The following is a 22,794-nucleotide window of genomic DNA, read 5'->3' on the forward strand; positions in this document are numbered from 1 at the left end:
GCTGGCCACCACCGTCTCCTGAAAACCACCTTCGAGCCATCACAGGCCCGGCCAAAACGATCCGGTGGAGGGTCTAATCAGGCACGCCGGGGAGTCGCGGATTGCGAAACCCCATCGTCGCCCATGTCATCATCAGTTTGACGAAGAACCTCCCAGGCCGACCGCGAAAGCGCGGCACCCCATCGTCCGGGAACGCCGTGCCATCCACCACATCGCTTGTCATCACGCGCATTGACGGCGCGGGTGCATCCGTGACCCGACCGCGATAAATCGAAACCCAGAAACCCTTCGTGAAGTCCCCGAACATCGGAGTGCCGCAACACGAAGCGACCATGCGGCGCGACGGCGATTCCGGCTTAAGGCGATGAGCCACCAGACGCTCGCTTCCTCGCACGCAACGCACCCGGTCCTTTCGCCATAGCACCACCGGCGTCCCACCGGCAATATCGACAATTGGAGCAACAGGGGATTGGACGTCAAACGCTCGCCCAGCCGTACGGCAGCTTGTGCAATGGCAAATCACAGTCATCATCGAAGGGGCGATGGCCTCGAGGCATACCGCGCCGCATGCACACACAATCGCTACCATTTTTTCTCCCCCGCTTAAGCGGACCGTCGCTTAAGTACCATCGATTTCTGACAATCCGGCGGGTTCGAATCACGCAACCTACATATTCTCTCAGCTGGCGGGCGGACTGAGGCCATAACGGATGAGTCCGATTGCAGTGCCCATATGGAATCCAGCTTGGGTACAACCGGCGGGTCGCCAAGAGGTTCGCGCAAGCTCCCTACCAATAGGAGCTCGCAACTAACAGCCCAATCCCAGGCTTCCCCTCTTTACCGAGCCAAAGTGTGGCAGCAAGCAAGGCAAGACCACTCAGGAACTAATTGAAGGTACTGTAGTGCAATCAACTGCCGAACAATGCTGTTTGCATGGCGCTGAATCTGGAGCGTCCGAGCTGCCGAATTGAACGAACTATTAGGCGTTGAATAAGGACGCCAGGAATGATCGCGACGGCACAACCGATAATGCCAGCGGCAATGAGCGCAGCGTTGCGTGCATCTGTGATCATGCATTCGTTTCTAATTACGGCCTAGATCGAGGTGCTCGACCGGCTCCTCGGATGGAAGAACCAGCCGAAGTAGAGAAAGACAAGAAAGATCACGAAATGGACCGCTCCGCGCACGCCGCTGAACTCCGGCGACTGAACGGCGCTCGTCCACACGAGAGGAACTGGGAGCTTCGCTAGGTAGAAGTAGCTCTGCATGCCGCTGCTGGCAAAGAACGCGCCGGCCAGGAATTTGCGGAACTCGCGGTATCGCACCGCGGCGTAGATCGTCGGCAATCCAATGAAAATAAACGTGCCGACAAAGTACGGAAGCATGGACCATCTCCGGGCTCGCCCCTTGCCACCGGCCTTTCCGACGAGTTACATATTCGGAATATGCCGAATATGTCAAACGAAGTTCTAAACGAAAAGCAGCTTCGCTTCGTCGAGGGCGTGGCGGCTATATTGACGCCTTGGGGGGTGCCGTCAGTGGCGGCGCAGCTCTACGGCTATCTGCTCCTGTGCGAAGCCCCCGCGAGCCTGGATCAGATCACCGCCGGCCTGGGAATCAGCAAGAGCACGGCGAGCGTGGCCGCTCGGCTGCTTGAAAGCTACTCGCTGGTTCGCCGACAGCGCGAAGCTGGGACCAAGCGAGCGCTGTACGCGGCAGCGGACAATTATGAGGCCATGATCGCCCAACAGAACCGGCTGCTCGATGCGCTGGCCCAGCAGTTCGATTCCGGCGCGGGCATCGTCACAGCGAAGGGAGTGGGCGCGCGCCTCAAGGAGATGGCGCACTTTTATCGGCTGATGCGTGACGCGATGGACGATGCCTTAAGCCGCTGGAGACAGACGAAGCGGTCGTGACCAAGAGACTCGTCGAAGCCCTCACGGGGTTGGAGTTCGGGAATGAAGGGGACTTCGTTGATCCCCTCCAGTCTGAGGACCAGAGGGGATCAATGCGCTTCGACGAGTCGAACAACACAAATAGTCTAGCATATTTGTTGTGTACAGCCGAAACCTACCCTTACCATCAATAATGATAATAGTAGTGCCGAGGATGATAGTATGGCCTATGGTAATAGTGTGGATGATAATAGTAATGTCGCCGATAGTATCTGTGATAGGGATGATAATAGTAGTGGTGCCCATAATAGTGGCGATAGTAGTATATCCTCTGTGCTTGCGGCCCGTTGTCTGCTGCGGCCAAGGGTACGACATATTCTGCTGGGGCGATCGGTAGCGCAGAAGACGGCGTCGGCGCCATCGCCCAACCGATCGCCAGCGGAGCCATTGCAAGCAATGATCTAATCGTGAACCGCATCATCATCTCCCATTGTCGTATGGTGGCCGGGAAGGACCATTGCCTCTTTGCTTGGCGCTGCCGTCGCCCAACAGGCACGGGACCGCCGACAGAGAAAACGCATGGCAGCCATAAAAGTTCGGCCTGTAGGGCAGGGCGCCAGCGAAATCGGCGGGTTTGGCCGCGGTTGGGGCCTCGCCTTAGGATGTAGATCGTAGAGGCTGGGATTCACTGCGCCCAGGTTTTCCACAATCTGCTCGGGATCATTGCGGTGCTCTGTGGGCAGGCGCTCAGGCTGCCACGCATAACATCTCCAAGGGTACCAAACGGAAAGTTCTATCGAGATCAGACGCTAGACGCTCTGGTTTACCCCGGGCCGGCGACTCGGCATTTGTCCGCAGAGACCTCACGGTCTTCTGTCGAACGGAGCCCATTCGGCGCTTTTGTCGTTCCAGCCCTCGGAGTTCGATATTGATTGTTTAGTCGACAACGGAACCGGGAACCGCGTCGAGCGCTGGAGGCTGCCATGTTTCACTCGATGCAGAAGGTACCGTTCGAAAGGCCGGTATATTTCACACGGCAGGGCAGCCTTGTTGAGCGGGTGAGCAGCTTCGACGAGGCTGCATATTATCTTCTGCATCGCTGGCTAAATCCCTCCGGCGCTGCACATGAGGCGGCCCGCCGGAAATATCGGGAAGTCATGGCGAAAACTTGCGGAGAAGGAGCTGCGCGAGAGGCCTTTGTTCTGGCCGTAGCCGAAGCCGGCATGACCATCGTGGAGCGATGATGGATCTAGTTTTTTGGCAGATCTAGTTTTCTTAGAGACAGATTTCGTCGTCTGATTGCGACCGTCAGTCACGCCATTGGCGCGTCGAAATCTTGCCAACGTGACAGTGCCGTCTATACCAATATTGCGGAAGATGATCTTGCTATCTTTCTCACGGCCTACGATGTGGGTGTAGTGACATTTAACTCAATCCATGTCTCCAAAGTGGCTATCGCATCTTCCATCCAAATAGCCCTGTACACGACCTCGTAATGTATTGAGATAGTACATTGAACGCCCACTTTGGCCTTTTATAGCGCTCGCAACGCAACCTCCAAATGAGCGCATCATATAATATGTACTATAGAGCAGGCCGAGGTGATGCCGGCGCAATACATAGCCCATGCCGCGGCCATATCCCCGCACCTTCAGCTGCATGGGTGCATCCATGACATCCAGGATCATTTCCGGATGATGGGCATAGATGTTGTCGTCGTAATAGGCACGATAGCCCTTGGCCATCATGCGAAGCACGATCTCCGGTCCCTCGCAAGATTGCCAGGGTGAGGGAGCACCAGCGCCGACATATTCATCGAAGCCGTTCACGGTCACAAAAGCGCTACGCTTGCAGAACGATACCCACTCGATAACGGTGCTGAAGACATCTTTCCTGTCGATCCAGCGGGCCCCCTCGGCGAAGCGGCCATTGATTGATCGCCCCGCCTCGTCCGCGGCCCGCCCGTTGACGATATCTGCGCCCGTATGCTCGAACGTGCGCACGACCTTGTCGAGGAGCGTCGGCGGATACGTGCAGTCGTCGTCCGGAAAGCCAAGAAGATCGCCGGTCGCGGCCCGCGCTCCGATATTGCGCGCCCAGCTGGCCCCCACATGCCTTTGCCCGTTGCCTACGGGACCGACCATAGCCCGCAAATGCCGGATCGGGAAAGGGCGCGGCTTCTGTGCTAGGATATCGGTGACCCGTTCATCCATATTCTGGTCGACGATGATGACCTCGAAATCCTTGAACGTCTGGCTTTCCAGACTATTAAGCATCGATGTGATTTCCCCGGAACGGCCGAGGGTCGCCATTATGAGCGAGATTCGCACAGTTGAGATCCCTAAAGAGAAATCCAAAAAACGACATGTTCGGAGTGCTGGCAGACGAGAGCCACCCCTGATTAGGTGCTGGGCCAGGAGAGTGCCGACGATCCTTCTGCGTCAATGAGCCCAGGTTTTGGGGGGACGTTCGGGCAGAAGTTCGCAGCGCGTCGGCGGCGCCGTCCTCCTGCGCCCCATTCAGGGTTACATTGCCCTTTCTCGTGATGTAGACCCACTTGGCCATCTGCGAATGACCCAGGCTCCAGCCCGGGCCGCGGCTGGCCTTCCTGGTATGGAGATGCACGCTGCGAAGGCGATCCATCTACAGGCAAACTGACATACTTCGGCCAGGCATAGAGTCGCGGGTTCTCGTCTAATCGGGGGCCATATTCGCGCGCACGGACCACAGCCCGACCGCCATGTCGCCGCCGTGGCCAGTTCAGATCCTTCAGGACAGCCGTGGTCAGAACCTCGAGGACGGCGCCTAAGTAGAGTCCGGCACCGTCGGCGATGACGCCGCTGTTGTCCACAACAATACCCACGTTGACCTCGAACGATCTTTTAGTCTCCTTAAAGAAATCCGGCACGGGCGGGAAATCGTCGTCGGAAAAAATCATGGTATCTGCAGGGGAAGCCTTCATCATGGCTTTGCTCCGCGATGCGAGGACGCTCTCATGCCCGAAACGATGTGGATATGCGGAACGATCTGACTTAGTCCCGCCACATCTGCGCCTTCGGGCTCCACCGGGTTGATCGGAGGCTTGCCGGGGATGCGGCGCCGATGCGCCATGAAGCGTTTGGTTTCCGTCAACACTTCCGTGCCGCCAGCCTTAGCAATGCCAGTTGCTATTTTTGTTTTATTCATCGTGCTCACCGCCGAGTGTCCTCAAGTGATCTTCAAAACGGTGCAATCCACCCTGTATCTCCGCAAGAACTGTTCTAATAATACCAGACTCGATCGCATAGGGTTGGCTTAGCAACAAAGTAAAACTTATTATAATTGTGGCGTCTATTTCGATCCGCACGTTCAATACCTTGCTACACAGCGATGCTGCGTTAGCTGCTAGACTTTACTTGTCAAGGCAGAGCATTTCCGAATATCCAGTCTGTGGGTATTTTTCCCACAGATTGGATATTCGGAAAGCCTTCTGCTGTCAAGGCGTTTGCACCGGAATTGCAGCTTCCGACGACGCCCTCAGTCGCAGGCCCGCGCCCGTACAATAGTGATTGGGGAGGGAGGCCAACACTCTCTGGCACCGCAGGGCATGGCACAGGGGGGGGCTCTGTCAGAGCAAATGCCGAAGGTGGCGGTGTAGGGTAGGCAGCGAGGATGGCGCGGCCCAAACTCAATCCATCTCGCTATTTCAATTCGTCGCCAGAGGTCATCCGCCTCGCGGTGATGATGTACGTTCGCTACCCCTGGTCATTGAGGAATGCGGAGGACCTGCTGCATGAACGGGGCGTCGACATCTGCCATGAGACCGTGAGACTTTGGTGGAACCGCTTTGGCCCGTTGTTCGCTATCGAAATCCCCAAGAGGTGGGTGAGCGCCGGAAATTTAAGCCGATGGCGGCGTGAGGCGGCGCTTCAGCCTGTCCGATGCGATGACGCGAACGCCGTTCGCGGGGCTCTGCTCGATGATGCCTAGCCGCCGGGCGTGGTTAAGCAGGCTTCGCAAGGTCGGGGTCCAGGGTTCGAATCCCTTCGTCCGCTCCATTTTTCCTTCGGGAAATCAATAGCTTAAGATGCCTCCTTCGGGAGGTTTTTTGCTTCCCCGAGTCACGTAATCGATGTCGGGCGAGCGCAAAGTAAGCATGCGAAGCCCCATTTTTCGTTGTCGGATTCGTGGCCCGTCCTCCGACACCGCGAGATTTGCTCCATGATCGGCCCTTGGATGGATCGGCGCGGCCAAGCTTATTGCGCATAACGACGCGCTTGGAAGAGAGCTATTCGGCAAGCTCCGTGATTTCGAAATGACGTAGGCCCGTCGCGGCCGCCAGGAGCGACAGGCGCTCGCTTACCGCCTCGCTATCCGGGACTCTGACCAAACGCCCGACCTCGAGGCGCAACCGCTTGGGACCGATCACCAGCCGGGAGCCTGTCAACACCGCCGGCATTCCTCCCGAAAGGCGATAGGCCAAAAGGATGGCGCGCCCGAGTATTTCGGCGCGGCGACGAGCCTTGCCGGACAGAAGGTTGATCGCAGGAGAGAGCCAGGGGGCGTCAAAGCGCCCCGCATAACGCGAGTTCATGGCGACGGCCAGGAAGGCCCTCTCGGCATGCTCGATGCCGATAAAGGGAAACTGCAGGACACGGCGAAAGCTCTCCTCGGCGCGGATGTCGGGATGATCGCGCCAGCCCAGGTCAGAGAGGGCGCATAGCGCCACACGCAAGCGCGTATCGGCGGGACCTTCATTCGGAGACAGCCCGGCCGTCCAGGGCACGAGCGCATGGGCGAAATCCGGCACGCGCGCCCCCGGCAGCCCTACGAGCTGCGCACCCTCGATCAACGGGTCGAGATAACGCTCTTCATGCGGCAATTGGGAATAAAGCCAGCCCTCCCGCAGGCCGAGGGCGGAAAATATGACCTGCTCCGGGGCCAGATGCCTCAGCACGCGATCAAGCACCAGGGCAGCAGCAGGCAAGGTTCGGGCACGGCGTCCCGGCACGCCTGTCAGGTCCGCCAGCTTGCCGGGCGGCATCCGCAGGATAGTCTTGGCAAAGGCGCGAGCCTCCTTTGTGGGGATGCGATAGCCATGCACCACCTGGACCGGCGCCTCCGCGGCGTGCATTTGGGCCCTGGCGAAGGCGCGCCAGCCACCGCCAACGGCGTAGAAAGTGGGCTGGGACAATGTGGAAGGCAGATTCTCCGCCAGCAGGGCGTCGATGCGGTGTTTGGCATCGCCGTCACCCTGCATCAAAGCCTCAACCGGCAGGGCACCGAGCGGGAGGCTGACCCAATGCTCCCCGACACGGTCGTCGAGCGCTTCGGCGACCTCCAGGCTACCGCCACCCATGTCGCCGACCAGACCAATCGGACGGTAGAAGCCCGAGATCACGCCGAGGGTTGCGAACTGAGCCTCTTCGGCACCGGAAAGGATACGCACCTTCACGCCAGCCTCGGCATGTATCGCTTCGACAAGGTTCTTGCCGTTATCGGCACGGCGGATGGCTTCGGTCGCGGTGGCGTCGAGACGAGCGACCCCCATGGCGTCGGCGATGGCCCGGAAGCGCCGCACGGCCTCGATCGTGCGGCGAAAGCCGTCCGCGGAAATCATGCCCGTTTGGGCAAGCCCTTCTCCAAGGCGGCAGAGCGACTTTTCGTTGAAGCGCGGCAGGGGGGCCCGGCCCAGCTGGTCATAAACGACCAGGCGGACCGAATTGGAACCGATGTCGACAATCCCGTAGGGAGCTCGATCAACGCGTCCAGCTCTCTCCGGGTCAAGCTCGAGCGGACGATGTGCCGGCGCCGAAGGATTCCCAGTCGTCATTGAACGCCCCCTGGATACTCCGGGTTGAGTTGGTCGTCTTAACAAAGTGGAGACTACCAGCTTGCCGGCCATCATGGGTAGACTCTGGCTGGTTTTGTGGTCAACGCCGACCATGCCATCGCGGCCCCAGTCGTCATCACAGCAGCGTGCAAAAAAATTCGTTTGCTCGATCATTGACTGGGAACTTCTCACGCCTATCCGCGTTTGCCTGTCAGGTGACGAGCGACCCCTCGCCACTCCAACTTCGCCCGGCCCTGCTTTTCCAAAATGCATCGCCGGGCTCTCTATGAGATAGGCCTCGTAGACATGAACGAAATTTACCCTGTGCAGACTTTGCGCGTGAAACTGGAGGCTGAACGCCTTGCGGCCATCGAAGAGCTGGCGGCTTCAAGTGACACGTCTGCGCTCGAGGGAATGCAGAAGCTTGCCGTCATCCAGTCCGCGCTAACCGCCGTGGTCGAGGAAATCGACCGGCACCGAGTGAAACTCGGCGGCGGAAGCGAAGAGGGCCTGAAGTAGGCCTGCTGGTTGTTGGTTGTGACCGCTGGAGCTTAATGCACGCTGCACGAAATGAGCTCACGTCGCCACACCTCGCTCTTGTGTCGATCGCCCACCATTCCACGCTGTATATCGGCAGGGGCTCTGATGCCGATCGGCGCACTATTTCTCTGAAATTGCTGCCGAGGTCGGGGTTATCTTATGACGCCGATCCGTACCATGCCAAAGACTTGCCGGCCGCCGGGAAAGTCTGAAGAACTGCTATCAGCTGTTGTTCACTAAACGCGAGATCAACTTGGCGTCGCGCAGCACCGCTTTTCGATATATGTTCATCGTGATGACGTGAGCACGGAGCTAAACCAAAAGCGATCGTAAGAGGATGCTTTGCTCGTGACGCCTGCTATGGTTTTCAGGATGCGGTCACGCTGGGGTCACACGAGAGTCCTGAATATTATCCGCGAGGCCTCTTGAGCCGGATACTCACCTCCCACTCGATAATTATTGCCGTGATGTGAACCTCGCTGAGGTTCCGGTTAATGTAAACGAGAAGATATCGAGTCCAAATGCTCTCATCGCGAGGCTAGCCTCGACCTATAGTATCTTTGACTATGAATGGTATAGTGTATGTCGCCTGGGCACTACGAGGGCGGGAGTCGATCCTAACTCTTGGCGGAATGGAAAAAGTGCCGGGCGGGGACGGACTCTCGTTTTAGGAGGCTTGGGATCCATTTCCTGATAGAGCGTGCTTGAGCTGGCAAAGCCCTCTCAAGCCCAAGGTCCTTGGGGGAGCCTGATGAAAGCGCATATCGTAGGTGGCGGGTTCGGAGGACTCGCGGCGGCAGCATATCTCATCCGCAACGCAGGAGTGTCCGGAAAGGACATCATCATCTACGAAGCGGAACGGCAGATGGGCGGCGGGTTCTTCCTCGGCGGCACGGCAGAGACCGGCTACAACCTGCCCGGCTCTGTCTTCGATGATAAATTCGTCTGCGCGTTCGACCTGCTTCAGGGGATCCCTTCTACTCTCAATCCCGATATTTCAGTGAAGGATGAATTCTTCACATTCAACAACCGCGAAATGTTCCAGGACCGGGTGCACATTATCGATCGCAACGGCGCTGTCCTGCGCCGCCCGCATTTCGGCCTCAACATGCGCGATGCCTTCGACCTGGTGAAACTCGCCCTGACGCCCGAGTCACATCTCGACGGGCGGCTCATCAAGGAGTTCTTTCGAGAACAGTTTTTCGATTCCGAATTCTGGTGGCTCTGGTCGACGATCATGGGCTCGTTGCCCGAGCATAGCGCGGCAGAATTCCGGCGCTACATGAACCGCGCCCTGGCTTTGTTTCCGGATCTTTCGGATATGAAGCACATTCTGCGAACGCCCGTGTGCCAGTACCAGACATTCATCGAACCATTGGTCGCCTGGTTGCGTCCGCGCGGCGTGAATTTTCTGGCTGGCGCCTTCGTACGGGACTTCGGCCTCGATCCAGCGCCCGACCGCATAACAGTCAATCGGATCGATTTCGAACAGGACGGCGCGGCACAGTCGGCTGTCGTCGGACCCGAAGACATCGTGCTCGCCACGCTCGGATCACAGGTCGAGAACATGGCAGTGGGTTCGATGAAGGAGGCGCCTATCCCACAAACCGCCGGACGATCATCGGCGCTCTGGCGGCGGCTGGCGGAGAAACGTCCGGTTTTCGGCAATCCTGAGCTCTATTTCGGGCCTCAGAAGCCCACTTCCCGCTGGGTGTCATTCACGGTCACCACGACTGAGACTTCATTCGTGGATCAACTTTCGAAATTGACCCTCAGCAAGCCGGGGCTTGGTGGGCTCCTGACCTTGAAGGATTCGGGATGGGTGCTGTCGGTGACGATCTTTCATCAGCCGGAAGTGATCGGCCAGCCCCCTGGCACGCATGTCTGGTGGGGTTACGGCTTGTATCCGGAACGCGACGGCGATTTCGTGAAGAAGCGGATGGATGCCTGCTCCGGTGAGGAAATCCTGTCGGAGGTGCTGCAGCAGTTGCGGTTCGACCACAAGGACGAGATCATGGCCTCGTCCATCTGCATCCCCTGCGACATGCCCTTTGTGAACAACATCTGGCTGCCGCGTGGCCGGGCTGACAGGCCCGCTGTGGTTCCCGAGGGGGCAACCAACCTTGGGCTTATCGGCCAATACATCGAGGTTCCGAAAGATATCGCATTTACCATCGAGTATTCTGCCCGCACGGCGTGGGAAGCGGTCCATCAGTTGCTGAAGCGCGGTCCTCCACCACCGAAGGTATTTCAAGGTCAGTTCGATCCGAAGGCTCTTTGGGGGGCCATTAGGGTGTTTCTTTTCCAGTGACGGCCTTGGCTAATTCGCGAAGGCGCATGCTACTCCAAGCATCGTAGAAGGAAAATCACTATGAGGATCGCTCGCTTTTTCGCCTATGTGCTGGCGATCGTTGCCGGCCTCTACCTCATAGCCGCAGTCCTATACGCGATCCCGGTGACTCTCGGAGCGTTTGACGACACGTTGCAGGTCAAATTCGACCGTCCTGATCCTACAATTGTCGCCGATTACGACAACGGACTGACGCAAGCTCAGAAAGAGAGTTTCTATCACCTGTCGCAAGGCTCCGAGATTTTGCCTTGGACCTTTCTGACCGCCCTTGACGTTGCCGATCCAGGTTCTACCAAGCCTTTCGTCGAGGATCTCGGGCGTTTCGGCCTGTTACCCGATCCTGCGCACAAAGACGGCCTGCCGGTAGGCCTCACCCTGTCCTCCAACACTTTCACCTTCGGTATGGAATTTGCCGGGATCACCTGCGCGGCCTGCCATGTGGGTGAGTTGCGCCACAACGGCAAGACGGTCCGCGTCGATGGCGCGCCAAATATGTTCAACATGCAGTTGTTCTATTCTCAGGCAGTCGACGCGTTGACGGCCACGCTGAACGATCGAGGCAAGCTGTGGCGGGCGCTCAAGCGCCTTGGACGGCAGGATTACGAACGGTATGGCATTGCTGCACCTTTGGTGCGACCGGCAACTCTGGTTTATTACGGTGTTAATGTATTGATGCGCCGTGACGTTCTGGATGCACGGAGGGAGCTGATCGACGTCATCGGCATCGCCAAGGCGCAGCGGGACCCGGAACATCCGACATCCGGCTTCGGCCGGCTGGATGCGTTTGATGGCACGCGCAATTTCATCCTGACGCGGCTGCGCAAAGAAAATCCGCAGGATGGCTTCAAGGTCAACACCGCGAACCTGGTCAAGCTCGACGCTGCCGTAAAATTCCCGCCGCTGTGGTCCAAAAAGGCGCAACCACCTCAATCGGTGGAGTACTATCGCGACCAACCTGAGAAATTCCCGCAGGTTTGGGGCTTCAAGGACTATGATTGGGTCGAATGGACGATCGACACCAATACGGTGATGGAACGCAATGTCACGGAGACGCTCGGCGCGGGGGCCACCGTGATTCTCGATCCCGCGCAATCAAGCTCACTGTTCGGGAGTTCCATCCCCGTAAGCAATATGCACGAGCTGGAGTGGCTCGCCTATTACATCGATCCTCCGCGCTGGCCTGAGGCAGCCTTCGGCGCAGTCAAGCCCGACCTTTCGGCTTCTGGCGAACAGATATTCAAGACCCGTTGCGCCAACTGCCATGAGTATGGGAGTGATCAACGCACCTCAGCCGGCCTGATCAAGCTGCGTGGCATGCGGCCGGAGGCCGTTGGGACGGATGCGACCGCGGCGCTGCGAATCTCCTGTCCAGTTCCCGATATCGGCGCTCTCAAGGTCGAGCCAAAATCCTATACCGCCGCAGACGCCGAGCTTCTCAAAGACTGTGCCGGTGTGAAAGCCGGCGTGGCGTTCACTGGTAATTCCTTTGCCAGAACCGTGCAAACCGCAGTGGATGGCATCAAGCAAAAGGCCTATGCAGCCGGCGGAATTGATGCCGCGCGGCAGCGGATGATGGAGGACCTCGCCCGGCGCGGCAGCGTTGCCTGGCGGGACACCCTGCTCGATACGCAATCACCCTATGGCCCCTATGCCGCGAGGCCCCTCTATGGAGCTTGGGCAGCGGCGCCGTATCTTCACAACGGATCGGTCCCTACATTATACGACCTGTTGCTTCCGCCCGATCAGCGGCCCAAAGCCTTTGCGCTCGGCGCACGCGACTATGACCCGGTCAAGCTCGGCTTCGTCGTGACCAAATCCTGCGACAGGCAGGATTGTCTCGTCGACACCAAGCGCACCGGCGATGGTAACGGCGGGCATATCTGGGGCACGGACTTGAGCGAGTCAGACCGCATGGCCCTGTTGGAATTCCTCAAGACCTATTGAGCGCTTCAGGGATCAGCCACGAGCTTGAATGAGTCCGGGAACGCCCCATCATAGGCCGGCGGCCCCGCTGGGCGCAGATTCGCGCGCTTTAGCAGCGGCTTTATGATCTGCGGGATCTGAATCTGACTGATGTATCGACCGAAGCAGGCGTGCATGCCGGTAGCGAAGTGCAGATAATTGTTAGCCGGCCGATCGAGCCGGAACTCTTGCGGCGCCGCCACGACATGCGGGTCGAACATGGCAGACCAGGTCAGCGCGAAAACCATCGTACCTTTGGGAATAAGCGTCTGGTGGGGCTCGCCCGCCGCAAGAAGATAGTCTTCCTGGGTGACCCGAACGATCATGGGATTGATCGGGGCGAAACGGAGCGCCTCGAAAACCAGGCGCGCGAGCCCCTCATCGTCATTGGCTTTGGCAGCGGAAACGGCGCTGGCGAGTGCGTCGGGCTTGGAGAAAAGCATCGCTAGAGATTGGACGACGGCCTGGGAGGTCGTCTCAACCATGCCGATGAACAGGCCCATCAAGGTGCGGTAAATGCCTTCATCGTCGAGACCCGCAACCTCGCCCGCTGATTGCAGCTGCAACAGGCGGCCAAATACATCGTCCTTAGCCACAGCGCCCGGTGCACGACGCTCTGCCAGAAGGGTATCGAAACGCTGGCGCATCTCAGCACCGGCCGACACGGCAGGCGCGCGGACGGCAGGATCGTCCAGAAGATTGATGAAGAACTCCCGAAAGCAGGCCCGGGCCCAAACCATCAGTTGTGAGTCAATAGCCGCGGAAAACCCATAATATTCGTCCGCCAGCCGAACCGGGACCTTCCGGGTGAGGGTCTGAACGATGTCTGCGGGCTCGCTCGTTCGAAAAAGGTTGCTGACAATCTCGTCAGCGACCGCCGCAACGATATTCTTCACGCGCAGCAGGTCTTCGCGCCGCACGACAAGATGCATGACGGAGACATCATGATCGTAACGGGGCGTAATATCCTGGGATAGAACGAATGGGCCGATCACGCCCGTCATTCGCGGCAGATAACGGCTGACGGTAAAGATCGTCTCACGATGGAGAATCTCCTCGACATCGCGGAAGCGCGAGACCAGCGTCGCCATTGGGGTTCGAAATATTGGCCGAAAGTCGCGCAGCTCCTCAAAGAAGGGGAGGCCATCGCCCCGAATATGGCTCATGATGAACTGGAATTGCTTGGTGGCGACTTCCTTGGGGTCGCCGCCCTTTGCCGCGATCGCGTCGAACGCCTGCAGGATGGGACCGCCCGAATTTTGTGCGCTGACGTCATTTGTGGCGGTTATATTCAGGGAATTCTCGATTGTAGCCATAGCAAGACCCCGATTGACTGCACACACAACGATACACTGTCAGGGCATACTTTGGCAGAAAATTTCGGAGAAGCTCCAAACGCGTGGGAGTGGATTCCGGCGCCGACACGTTGCGGACGTGACCCGCTCGAGGTGGTCAGATGCTGCAAAGGTTTGACCGGCTTCGCCAATGACTGCAGAAATTGCTCTCCATTCGTGATATTCATAGTTCAAAGAGAGCAAAATATTGAGGGGGAGGGGAGACCTTTTCGGGCCATCGACCGTCCGTTCACCGCGCCAAGATCTAGCCGCCATCGACAATTCGAGATACAGGCTTGGAAGTCTTTTGTGGGATAACTGGGTGAGACTTCAGCGGAACTTGGCAGTAAGAGGCCATCAGTGTGTTAGAATCACGGTCTCGTCACGCGATCGTCGTATCCTTTTAAAGGATCGTAATTAAAAGTCCGGTTGCCGCTTCTCCAAGGTGGTTTTGCCATTTGGTCTCGTGATAAAATTTTAAGTAACATTCTTGACGCTAATATTGAGTAGTAGTGAATTATTACTTGGAGTGTGCTAAGGTTTATTGGTATATGGTGATACTTCAGGTATCTTGATCGTGTTCGATTTTCAGGAGAAACAGATTTCTGTCTTCGGGATCGTCGAGAGAGAGGCCTTGAAAGATGAGCACAATCGTTCTGACGACCTACACCATACGGCGATTTGTCATCCTTGCTATCGGCATTACAGCACGGCTTCCTAGCGGCCGAGCTGCCTATGCTCGAGTGGAAGGTCAATGAAATGTGATGAGAGGGGACGGTTCGATGCTGAAAGCGATTGTTTCGACTGCGTTATTCTTATGCGTGGCGTCGGTGGCCCATGCTCAGACAGTAACGGATCCAAACGAAATTGCCTCGCGTCTTCGCTTTTGGGCGACGGACGCTGGCGATCCAGTTTACTATGGGGAAGTCAAAAACGTCAACCGCCGGGGCATGCGGCCGGCGGGGCACTACCAGTGCTTGGCCCTGGCATTCATCAAATATGAGAACGGCGCATTTTCTTACGCTCACAAGATGTGGTCAAAGTCTCGGGATGGATCCTGTCACTATGACGATGTGACCTCGCGTAAGGTCGGCAATCATGGCACTTGTGTGCGAGATACAAATGCAGGCTTCGGTAACGCTGTCGGTACAGCACTCATGACCAAGGCTAATATCGATTACCAGCACAGTACCTTCAGAACAATCGATACGAAAACTCGCCGAGTTGGTGAGACGGCGGCATGCGTCCCCCCCAGGGGAGCGTCGGCAGGACTTTACTCCCTCAAGATTGAGGATGGCCGCTTGAAGGTGATGACGACCAGGCCCTTGGACTACGAGGTGAATATCAATCCTCAGGATCCACTACATCCTCCGACTCAGCCAGTTTTCTAATCATGCCTGATAAGGGAGCATGAGCTGTCTTGTATCTTTCGACAGCGTAACAAGTCCTGGCATCCGAATGGAGTTCTTATTGAAAGTGTTGCGCACGGACAGCGCTCTCTCCTTGCTGAGCCGTGCGTACACTGGCTGTTTGAATTCCAAAGGGGATCACGACGGTGCGGAGACAATCACAATGGCTGTTGACCGCGTCCGGGCATAATATTTCTTGTGACGTCGACAGAGTCGGACAAGATCACGTAGTTCATCTTGAAGACCACAATTTCAGCTGCGTCCTCGCAAATAGCGCCGATCTCCTGGAAGGCTTTTCAAGTTTTGAAGGCACTATGACGTGGATGTAGTACATTACACTGCATAGGGACATCGATGCCAAAGCGGAAGCGTGAGATGATAGTGATGCCAGTTTACGATGGCGTCGATCTCCTGGACGTGACAGGTCCCTACGAAATGTTCCACTGGGCGCAACTGGACGTGCTCTTGGTCGCCGAACGGGTAGGGCTCGTCACCAGTAATAGTGGCCTAGCCCTTCATGTGGACAAGGCGTTCAGCGATGCTCCAACTGGCGATGTCCTTTGGACACCGGGTGGTGAGCCTGCCGTCCTAAGTCGTTTGATGCGAGATCCCAGTCGCGCTTACCTCAACTTCCTGATTGCTCAAAGTAAGACCGCACGTTACGTCGCTTCGGTATGTGAAGGGGCTCTGCTCCTTGCGGCGGCAGGGCTACTCGACGGGTACAAGGTGACAACGCATTGGGCGGTTATCCCATGTCTGCTTCAGCGATTTCCACACGTAAAGGTTGCGGACGGTTACCCTCGCTTTCATCTCGATCGTAATCGTCTCACCGGTGGGGGTATCTCATCGGGCCTTGATGAAGCACTTGAGCTTATTCGACTGCTCAAGGGCGAAGAAGTGGCTCAATCAGTACAGCAAACGACACAGTATTATCCTAAACCTCCAGTGCATAGCGAAATTCCGGCCACCGTAACATGCCCTCTCGATGAGATAGAAGCCTGAAGAGGACTAGAAGAGGTCTACATGTTTGTACGCAATACGAAGGACGTCTAAATTTATAATAGCAGCGCAATTCCTCTAGAATGCGCAGTGGTATCGTCAATACGGGCCACCTGCAAGTTATTCAGACCTTAGGACGGGGCAGATGACTTTGCCCAGGTGGATTGAATACGGCAAATTCTCGAAGGGAGCTGGTTCAAATGACAGCGACATTCACACGAAATAACGCTTGGGATAATGGCGGCACCCTTGAAGGCAATGCCGACCTACTTTGGTACGCGATTGGTGTCGGCAAGATGATGCAGCGCAGCATCACCGACCCGAAGAGCTGGTGGTACTTCGGCGCGATTCATGGCGATGGCCCCGAATGGGCTGGCATTACCGCCCCGCCCCAGGTGCCACCGCTGCCTTCCCGCGACTTGAAGGGTTGGAGCCAATGCCAGCACGCCACTTGGTACTTCCCACCCTGGCACCGCGGCTACCTCATCGCCCTGGAAAATCAAGTTCGCGAGGACGTTATTTCCCTGGGAGGGCCATCAAGCTGGTCGTTGCCGTATTGGGACTATTTCGGACAGCAGAATCCGCCGGATCAGTTCAATATCCCGCCGGCGTTTCTAGAGCAGAACTTCCCCCAGGCGGCCCAGCTTCCACCTAATGTGCCGTCAAACATACCAGGATCTCCGAATCCGCTGTTTGTGAGTGCTCGTTACGGCCCGAACGGCGACGGGGTCATCTTTGTGCCGACACAGGCCGGCGTTAACGCTCACCCCCAAGATCCCAACTCGGATTTCGATTTCGGCCTCGTTACTGCAGATTGCCTGTCGGATACCACTTATACCAACTCCTTCGGCGGTGGTCAGACTGGATTTGAACATTTCGATTCCGCCACCGGAGACCTGGAGAATAATCCGCATAACCTGGTGCACTCCTATATTGGCGGTTTCCAGGGGAACAATCAGAATAACGAGCAGGGGCTGATGGGCGATCCGCTCATGGCCGGTCTCGACCCGGTTTTCTACTTGCATCACGCCAATATCGATCGTCTCTGGGCGATCTGGAACGTTACCTTGAAGAAGGACAACCCAAACAACGTCAACTGGCTTTTCGGCCCGACTACCAACGGGCAGCCGGATTTTCAAATGCCCAAAGATGGCTCATGGTGGCTTTTCACGCCAAGCGATGTTACCGACATCAGTAAGCTCAACTATACTTACAAGGAGCTGAGCGCTCCGGCGGGGGTGGTTACCGCGGCGCAAGCCTTCTCCGCGCGGCTGACGGCCCTGGGCAAGGCTCCCGCCGCCGGCACAATCGGGGGAGTCACGAACGTGGAACCCGGGAACAAAGTTGAACTGATGGGCGCCACGCAAGGCTCAGTCGTGGTGAATGGGGCAGGCGCCCGCGCGCCTGTCAGGCTCGATACCGGGGTTCGCAACGAGGTGGTCGCGAGCCTGCAAGGCGCCTCGCAGGCCGCGCCTCCCGACAGGGTGCTCCTGCGGCTGGACAATGTGGTCGGTAAGATCGGCGGCGTTATCAGCGTTTACATCAACATGCCGGAAGGCGGGAAGCCCTCTCAATTCCGGCATCTCAGCGCCGGCTCGATCGGACTGTTTGGCCTGCGCGAGGCGAGCGAGCCAGCCGGGAAGCACGGTGGCAAGGGCATGAGCTTCACGCTCGACATCACCAAAGTGATCGATCAGTTGCACCTCGACCGGGCGTTCGATCTCAACACGCTGTATGTGAGTCTAGTGCCCTCCAGAGCCATCCCCGAAAGCACTCCGATTACGGTGGGACGCATCAGCATTTACCGCCAGGCCCACTAGCGCAAAATGCGTTCGGGTCGGAGTGGATTTCCAAATTAACTTACTGGTATCAAAAGCATTTTGCGGTTCCCAGTAAGTCGGTCTGAAAGCAAAATGCTCCAGGCGGATCGGGAGGAAGGATGATTGACATCGCCCGTGAAGTGGCCCGTGTCCGTTATCCGGTAATGGCGCTCAGCACACTCGCATGGGGCGCGCTGGCATTCGGGCCGGGCATGCACGTCGAAGGTCTGGACGTTTATTGTTCGGCAACCGGCAGCGGTACCGCGACAATAGCCGCATCGCCTTCTTTGCTGCTGGCGCTGAACCCCCCGTCGGCGCTCGCCGCAGGGTGGGCGCTGATGCTGGTAGCCATGATGTCTCCGCTGATAGTCCCGGAGATCCACCACATTCGTTTCACGTGTCTCAGATCCCGCCGGGCGCGCTCGATCGCCCTTTTCGTGGCTGGCTACGCTTGTGTATGGATGATGTTTGGGGCCGTCCTGGCAAGTGCTGAGCTTGCGTATCTGGCATTGGCGCCTGAATCCTATATTCCGGCGATTGTGACTGGCCTGGCGACAGTCGTCTGGCAGGCCTCTCCATTCAAGCAACGGTGCCTGAACGGGTGCCACGACAACCCCCCTCTTCGGGTGTTCGGACTGAAAGCCGATCTCGACGCGCTTCGCTTTGGCTGGTCGCGGGGTGTATGGTGTGTCGGATCCTGCGGCTGGCTGATGCTGTTCTCCCTGTCGCTGCCGGCAGGTCATTTGATGGCAATGGCCGCTGTGGCCATTCTGGTCTTTTGCGAGCGGCTGGAAGATCCCGAGCCGCCGAGATGGAAGATGCGTGGCTTGGGAAGGGCAGGGCGAATGACAGCCGCGCGGCTTCGTATCCGCTGGCGGACGGTGCGGCGCAAACTCGATCTCGTTTTGGAACAGTAATGCGAATTATCGGGAGATGCCCTTCGAGCTGTACGCCGGCTTCGAGCACGTCGCCCGGTCCATTCTCCCTCCCAGGAGACAACAAATAAGCGGTCCTTCGGGGCCGCTTCTTGCGTTCTTGACCGGTCCCCACCCCGACGAATACCTGCCGCTGCTCCACCCGGCGCAAGACCATGGCCGAATTGTCCGTGAGGCTGGTGGATTGACACCGTCCGCCGGTGGTGTAACAGATTTTGTGAAATCTGTAACAGGTTTGGACGGCAGCTTTTGACCGCACGAAGGACAGAGCGGGTTTTTGCCTTGATCGCCGCCCTCGATCGGCGCCGGATTATCCATCTGAGCGAGGCGGCCCAGCTCCTGGGCGTGTCGGAGATGACCGTTCGGCGCGATGTCGCCCAGAACCCCGAGCAATTCGCCTTCCTCGGCGGCCATATCCTGGCGGCGTCGCACGCGGAACGCGACGTGCCCTACGAATTATCGACGGCGGCAGACAGCCACGCAGCCGCCAAGCGTGAAGCCTGCGCCCATGCCGCCAGCAAGATCCGGCCGGACGAAACGATCTTCGTGGACTGCGGCACGACGCTTGTTCACCTCGTCGACCTCATACCGGACAATTATCAAATAACTGCAATATGCTACGCCATGAATGTGGCACAGCTCCTGACGAAGAAGCCAGGCATTACCACCATCATGCTGGGGGGCGTTTATCATCCGGCATCCGCTTCCTTCTCGGGAACACGCGATTTCGATATTCTCGATTCCGTCGGCATCAATGTGGCGTTCCTGTCGGCCGCCGGTGCGGATGCCAAGCGCGGCGCCACCTGCGAGCATTTTCACGAGGCCGAGGTGAAGCAGAAGGCGATAAGCCTTTCGCGTGAGAACTACCTGGTCGTCGACAGCAGCAAGATCGGCAAGATCAAGAGAGCTTTTTTTGCGGACCTCAAGGTGTTCGATGCGATCATCACGGAACACGGGGAGACCAAGCTCGATAGCGATTGAGCTTGGCTCCGAATGATTGACTTTTGACTGTCGTGATGGAAAAGTCACAAAAAAAGTAAGGCAAATCTCATTTTTCGAGATCGGCGTCGAGGTACGCCCATCTCCGGGAGGCGGCCGGACGCACCATGACTGAACAGGATCGGATGGTGCGCGAGCCTCTCGAAGGGCCGCCCTTGCTGAAGGCGACCGGCATCGCCAAGAGCTTTGGCGGCGTTCGTGCCCTGCTCGGCGTCGACCTGGAGATCCTGCATGGAGAGGTCCATGCGCTGCTCGGCGAGAATGGCGCCGGCAAATCGACCCTCATCAAGATCCTCAGCGGAGTGCAGAGACAGGATGCCGGGACCATCGAAATCGAAGGAGAAGCGGTCTCGTTCGACTCGACGGCACAGTCCCGTGACGCCGGGGTCGCGGTCGTCTACCAGGATCTAAGCCTGGTGGAGTCGCTGACGGTCGCCGATAATCTGCTGCTCGGACGCGAGCCGAGAACGCGCTTCGGCTTTCTGAAGAAACGGGAATTGCTGGCAGAAGCCGAGGCGTTCCTCAAAGCCCACAAGATCCCCCTCAACGCTCGTGCCACGCTCGGGTCGCTGCCCTTCGCCTATCGGCAGATGACCGAGATCGCCAAGGCGCTCATGGGGAAGGTGCGGCTGCTCATCCTCGACGAGCCGACGTCCGCCCTGACCGATGACGAGGAGAAGATCCTCTTCGATGCCATCCGTACCGTAACGGCCCGCGGGGTGGGCGTCATCTATGTGACGCATCGCCTGAACGAGGTCTTCCGCATCTCGCATCGCGTTACCGTGTTCCGGGACGGAGCCAATGCCGGAACGTTCGAGACGGCGAAGACCGACATGGCCCAGTTGGTGAGCGCGATCGTCGGGTCCAAGCAGATGAAGTCAGGCCATGCTTTGCGCGAGGGCGAAAGCCGGAGGACGGCAACTGCGGCGAACCTACCGTCTCCTGAGGCTGCCGCGGTGGAATTGCGCGGCGTTCGAAACGATCGTTTGAAAGGGGTGGACCTCACGATCAATCGTGGGGAGATCCATGGCCTCGCCGGATTGATCGGCAGCGGCCGGACCGAGATTCTCGAGACCATCTTCGGACTGAGGCCGGTGGTGGGCGGCGAGCTCCTCGTTGCCGGCTCGCGCATGGAACATCTCGATGCGGCGACCGCAATTCGTCTCGGCATGGCGCTGGTGCCGGAGGACCGGCATGTGCAAGGCCTGGTGCTCGAACACACCATCGAGCGCAACTTGACGCTGCCTCGCCTGCCCGCCCTTTCGAAATGGGGCTGGTTCCAGGCTTCGGCTGCCCTGGTCCGGGCGCGGAAGGCCGTTTCGCAATTGTCGGTAAAGGCGCCCGGGCCTGGGACCTATGTGAAGAACCTGTCCGGAGGCAATCAGCAGAAGGTCGTTTTCGGCAAATGGAACGAGCCTCGGCCCCGGATCCTGCTGCTCGACGAGCCGACCGTCGGTGTCGATGTGGGCGCCCGCGAGGAAATATACGGCGTTATCCAGGATGCGGCGGCTTCCGGAACGGGTGTGCTTCTGGTGTCGTCTGACCTGAGCGAACTTCTCGCCTTGTGCGATCGCATCTCGATCGTCGTCAACGGGCGCACCCTGCGCGCGGTGCCGCGTGCTGATCTGGGGAGCGCCGAGGCTCTCCATCACCTTCTTCAGACCCAGCAAGCGACTGAGCAGGCAGCATGACACAGACCCAGCCGGCCACCGATGGAACTCCCGGCAACGCCCAGGCTCGCAGGCGCATCTTCCTGAGGCATCTGCTTCGCGGCGAGCGGCCCTATATGCTGTATATCGCCTTCGCCGTCATGCTGGTGGTCTTCAGTTTCGCCTCGCCCTGGTTCCTGTCCGTCGACAATTTCCTCAACATCGGGCGGCAGACGACGCTGGTGTCGATCATCGCCGTGGGGATGACGTTCGTGATCATCGCCCGGCAGATCGATCTGTCGGTTGCTTCGACGCTGGCGCTTTCCGGCATGGCCGCCGCACTGGCGATGTCGTTCCTCTACAACAGCTGGATCGTCGGCGCCGTCGCCGGGCTCGGCACCGGCGCCGTGATAGGACTGATCAACGGCCTCCTGACAACCCAGCTCAGCATTCCCTCTTTCCTGGTGACGCTCGGCACCCTCAGCGCCGCCCGCGGCCTCGCCTTGATGGTGACGAACACGAAGCCGGTGATCATCACGAACGAGTACTACTTCGCCATTTTCGGGGAAGGGTCGGTGCTGGGCGTTCCGGCGCCGATCATCTGGACGGCCGCGGTGGTGGTGGGCGGTATTCTCCTGCTTCATTTCACGGTCTACGGCCGGCGCATCTATGCCGCCGGCGGCAATCCGACGGCAGCTCTCTATTCCGGCGTCTACATCAAGCATGTGACGACGCTGGCGTTCGTGATGACCGGAATGCTGGCGGGCCTGGCGTCTCTTGTGCTCTCCGCCCGGTCTCACGCCGCCCGGCCCGATGTCGTCCAGGGCATGGAACTCGACGTCATCGCATCGGTGATCCTCGGTGGCTGCAGCCTGTTCGGGGGGCGGGGCTTCGTTCTCGGCACGCTGCTTGGGAGCCTGATCATCGGCACCCTCAACAACGGCCTCGTGCTCCTCGGCGTGAGTTCATCGCTTCAACTCGTCATCAAGGGCGCGATCATCGTCGCGGCCGTCGCCTTCACGCGAAGATAGTGGCGTAACCCTGTGAGTGGCAGGGCAATTAGTCGGAAGAAATAGAAAAACTTATTCAA

The 22,794-nt window shown here is 58.3% G+C and carries 19 protein-coding genes; 13 read left to right on the forward strand and 6 right to left on the reverse strand.

Features of this window, described 5'->3' with window-relative positions; translation table 11 throughout:
• Positions 1–1,094: 1,094 nt before the first annotated feature.
• On the reverse strand, positions 1,095–1,385 hold the full coding sequence (locus tag ACMDCR_RS10595; RefSeq protein ID WP_413992488.1) for a hypothetical protein: 291 nt from the start codon (positions 1,383–1,385) through the stop codon (positions 1,095–1,097).
• Between the two features lie 69 nt (positions 1,386–1,454).
• Between ACMDCR_RS10595 and ACMDCR_RS10600 the strand changes: the two genes are divergently transcribed.
• Together ACMDCR_RS10600 and ACMDCR_RS10605 are read left to right on the forward strand one after the other, a co-directional pair.
• Positions 1,455–1,916, forward strand: coding sequence for a GbsR/MarR family transcriptional regulator (locus tag ACMDCR_RS10600; protein WP_413992489.1), 462 nt, complete (start codon positions 1,455–1,457; stop codon positions 1,914–1,916).
• A 962-nt stretch (positions 1,917–2,878) separates the two neighbouring features.
• Entirely contained in the window at positions 2,879–3,139 is a 261-nt protein-coding gene (locus tag ACMDCR_RS10605; protein ID WP_413992490.1) for a DUF982 domain-containing protein, read from the forward strand.
• 186 nt (positions 3,140–3,325) lie between these two features.
• Here ACMDCR_RS10605 and ACMDCR_RS10610 read toward each other — a convergent pair whose 3' ends face one another.
• The 3 genes from ACMDCR_RS10610 to ACMDCR_RS10620 form a co-directional block, all read right to left on the reverse strand.
• A complete protein-coding gene (locus ACMDCR_RS10610; RefSeq protein WP_413992491.1) occupies positions 3,326–4,171 on the reverse strand; it encodes a glycosyltransferase family 2 protein in 846 nt (281 codons plus the stop codon).
• A 125-nt stretch (positions 4,172–4,296) separates the two neighbouring features.
• Entirely contained in the window at positions 4,297–4,860 is a 564-nt protein-coding gene (locus ACMDCR_RS10615) for a hypothetical protein (protein ID WP_413992492.1), read from the reverse strand.
• On the reverse strand, positions 4,857–5,090 hold the full coding sequence (locus ACMDCR_RS10620; protein ID WP_413992493.1) for a hypothetical protein: 234 nt from the start codon (positions 5,088–5,090) through the stop codon (positions 4,857–4,859). Before ACMDCR_RS10620 ends, ACMDCR_RS10615 begins: the two co-directional genes overlap by 4 nt.
• A gap of 456 nt (positions 5,091–5,546) precedes the next feature.
• Between ACMDCR_RS10620 and ACMDCR_RS10625 the strand changes: the two genes are divergently transcribed.
• Positions 5,547–5,864 (forward strand): hypothetical protein, encoded by a 318-nt coding sequence (locus ACMDCR_RS10625; RefSeq protein ID WP_413992494.1) that lies wholly within the window; start codon positions 5,547–5,549, stop codon positions 5,862–5,864.
• Positions 5,865–6,162: 298 nt separating this feature from the next.
• Here ACMDCR_RS10625 and ACMDCR_RS10630 read toward each other — a convergent pair whose 3' ends face one another.
• On the reverse strand, positions 6,163–7,707 hold the full coding sequence (locus ACMDCR_RS10630) for an exopolyphosphatase (protein ID WP_413992495.1): 1,545 nt from the start codon (positions 7,705–7,707) through the stop codon (positions 6,163–6,165).
• 306 nt (positions 7,708–8,013) lie between these two features.
• Between ACMDCR_RS10630 and ACMDCR_RS10635 the strand changes: the two genes are divergently transcribed.
• The 3 genes from ACMDCR_RS10635 (at position 8,014) to ACMDCR_RS10645 (ending at position 12,541) form a co-directional block, all read left to right on the forward strand.
• Complete coding sequence (locus ACMDCR_RS10635; RefSeq protein WP_413992496.1) at positions 8,014–8,226, forward strand: hypothetical protein; 213 nt, start codon at positions 8,014–8,016, stop codon at positions 8,224–8,226.
• 772 nt (positions 8,227–8,998) lie between these two features.
• The gene (locus tag ACMDCR_RS10640; protein ID WP_413992497.1) at positions 8,999–10,558 is read left to right on the forward strand and encodes an oleate hydratase; all 1,560 of its coding nucleotides are present in this window, start codon (positions 8,999–9,001) and stop codon (positions 10,556–10,558) included.
• A gap of 60 nt (positions 10,559–10,618) precedes the next feature.
• Positions 10,619–12,541 (forward strand): di-heme-cytochrome C peroxidase, encoded by a 1,923-nt coding sequence (locus ACMDCR_RS10645; protein WP_413992498.1) that lies wholly within the window; start codon positions 10,619–10,621, stop codon positions 12,539–12,541.
• Between the two features lie 5 nt (positions 12,542–12,546).
• On the opposite strand, the gene ACMDCR_RS10650 is transcribed toward ACMDCR_RS10645, so the two are convergent.
• Complete coding sequence (locus tag ACMDCR_RS10650) at positions 12,547–13,875, reverse strand: cytochrome P450 (RefSeq protein WP_413992499.1); 1,329 nt, start codon at positions 13,873–13,875, stop codon at positions 12,547–12,549.
• 800 nt (positions 13,876–14,675) lie between these two features.
• On the opposite strand from ACMDCR_RS10650, the gene ACMDCR_RS10655 reads away from it, so the two are divergent.
• The 7 genes from ACMDCR_RS10655 to ACMDCR_RS10685 all read left to right on the forward strand — a co-directional run bounded on the left by ACMDCR_RS10655 (position 14,676) and on the right by ACMDCR_RS10685 (position 22,735).
• Complete coding sequence (locus ACMDCR_RS10655; RefSeq protein ID WP_413992500.1) at positions 14,676–15,284, forward strand: hypothetical protein; 609 nt, start codon at positions 14,676–14,678, stop codon at positions 15,282–15,284.
• A 393-nt stretch (positions 15,285–15,677) separates the two neighbouring features.
• Complete coding sequence (locus ACMDCR_RS10660) at positions 15,678–16,304, forward strand: DJ-1/PfpI family protein (protein WP_413992501.1); 627 nt, start codon at positions 15,678–15,680, stop codon at positions 16,302–16,304.
• 197 nt (positions 16,305–16,501) lie between these two features.
• Complete coding sequence (locus ACMDCR_RS10665; RefSeq protein ID WP_413992502.1) at positions 16,502–18,121, forward strand: tyrosinase family protein; 1,620 nt, start codon at positions 16,502–16,504, stop codon at positions 18,119–18,121.
• Between the two features lie 119 nt (positions 18,122–18,240).
• The gene (locus tag ACMDCR_RS10670) at positions 18,241–19,038 is read left to right on the forward strand and encodes a DUF2182 domain-containing protein (RefSeq protein ID WP_413992503.1); all 798 of its coding nucleotides are present in this window, start codon (positions 18,241–18,243) and stop codon (positions 19,036–19,038) included.
• Positions 19,039–19,305: 267 nt separating this feature from the next.
• Positions 19,306–20,037, forward strand: a complete 732-nt coding sequence (locus tag ACMDCR_RS10675; protein WP_413992504.1) for a DeoR family transcriptional regulator — start codon at positions 19,306–19,308, stop codon at positions 20,035–20,037.
• Between the two features lie 125 nt (positions 20,038–20,162).
• Positions 20,163–21,746, forward strand: coding sequence for a sugar ABC transporter ATP-binding protein (locus tag ACMDCR_RS10680; protein ID WP_413992505.1), 1,584 nt, complete (start codon positions 20,163–20,165; stop codon positions 21,744–21,746).
• A complete protein-coding gene (locus tag ACMDCR_RS10685; RefSeq protein ID WP_413992506.1) occupies positions 21,743–22,735 on the forward strand; it encodes an ABC transporter permease in 993 nt (330 codons plus the stop codon). Before ACMDCR_RS10680 ends, ACMDCR_RS10685 begins: the two co-directional genes overlap by 4 nt.
• Positions 22,736–22,794: the final 59 nt, after the last annotated feature.

The organism is Labrys okinawensis, from assembly GCF_047345005.1.
Taxonomy (GTDB): domain Bacteria; phylum Pseudomonadota; class Alphaproteobacteria; order Rhizobiales; family Labraceae; genus Labrys; species Labrys okinawensis.

Excerpts from the sequence above, each read along its gene's own strand:
- ACMDCR_RS10595 (WP_413992488.1), bottom strand. The coding sequence starts at position 1,385 with ATGCTTCCGTACTTTGTCGGCACGTTTATTTTCATTGGATTGCCGACG.
- ACMDCR_RS10600 (WP_413992489.1), top strand. The coding sequence starts at position 1,455 with ATGTCAAACGAAGTTCTAAACGAAAAGCAGCTTCGCTTCGTCGAGGGC.
- ACMDCR_RS10605 (WP_413992490.1), top strand. The coding sequence starts at position 2,879 with ATGTTTCACTCGATGCAGAAGGTACCGTTCGAAAGGCCGGTATATTTC.
- ACMDCR_RS10610 (WP_413992491.1), bottom strand. The coding sequence starts at position 4,171 with ATGCTTAATAGTCTGGAAAGCCAGACGTTCAAGGATTTCGAGGTCATC.
- ACMDCR_RS10615 (WP_413992492.1), bottom strand. The coding sequence starts at position 4,860 with ATGATGAAGGCTTCCCCTGCAGATACCATGATTTTTTCCGACGACGAT.
- ACMDCR_RS10625 (WP_413992494.1), top strand. The coding sequence starts at position 5,547 with ATGGCGCGGCCCAAACTCAATCCATCTCGCTATTTCAATTCGTCGCCA.
- ACMDCR_RS10630 (WP_413992495.1), bottom strand. The coding sequence starts at position 7,707 with ATGACGACTGGGAATCCTTCGGCGCCGGCACATCGTCCGCTCGAGCTT.
- ACMDCR_RS10635 (WP_413992496.1), top strand. The coding sequence starts at position 8,014 with ATGAACGAAATTTACCCTGTGCAGACTTTGCGCGTGAAACTGGAGGCT.
- ACMDCR_RS10640 (WP_413992497.1), top strand. The coding sequence starts at position 8,999 with ATGAAAGCGCATATCGTAGGTGGCGGGTTCGGAGGACTCGCGGCGGCA.
- ACMDCR_RS10645 (WP_413992498.1), top strand. The coding sequence starts at position 10,619 with ATGAGGATCGCTCGCTTTTTCGCCTATGTGCTGGCGATCGTTGCCGGC.
- ACMDCR_RS10650 (WP_413992499.1), bottom strand. The coding sequence starts at position 13,875 with ATGGCTACAATCGAGAATTCCCTGAATATAACCGCCACAAATGACGTC.
- ACMDCR_RS10655 (WP_413992500.1), top strand. The coding sequence starts at position 14,676 with ATGCTGAAAGCGATTGTTTCGACTGCGTTATTCTTATGCGTGGCGTCG.
- ACMDCR_RS10660 (WP_413992501.1), top strand. The coding sequence starts at position 15,678 with ATGATAGTGATGCCAGTTTACGATGGCGTCGATCTCCTGGACGTGACA.
- ACMDCR_RS10665 (WP_413992502.1), top strand. The coding sequence starts at position 16,502 with ATGACAGCGACATTCACACGAAATAACGCTTGGGATAATGGCGGCACC.
- ACMDCR_RS10670 (WP_413992503.1), top strand. The coding sequence starts at position 18,241 with ATGATTGACATCGCCCGTGAAGTGGCCCGTGTCCGTTATCCGGTAATG.
- ACMDCR_RS10680 (WP_413992505.1), top strand. The coding sequence starts at position 20,163 with ATGACTGAACAGGATCGGATGGTGCGCGAGCCTCTCGAAGGGCCGCCC.
- ACMDCR_RS10685 (WP_413992506.1), top strand. The coding sequence starts at position 21,743 with ATGACACAGACCCAGCCGGCCACCGATGGAACTCCCGGCAACGCCCAG.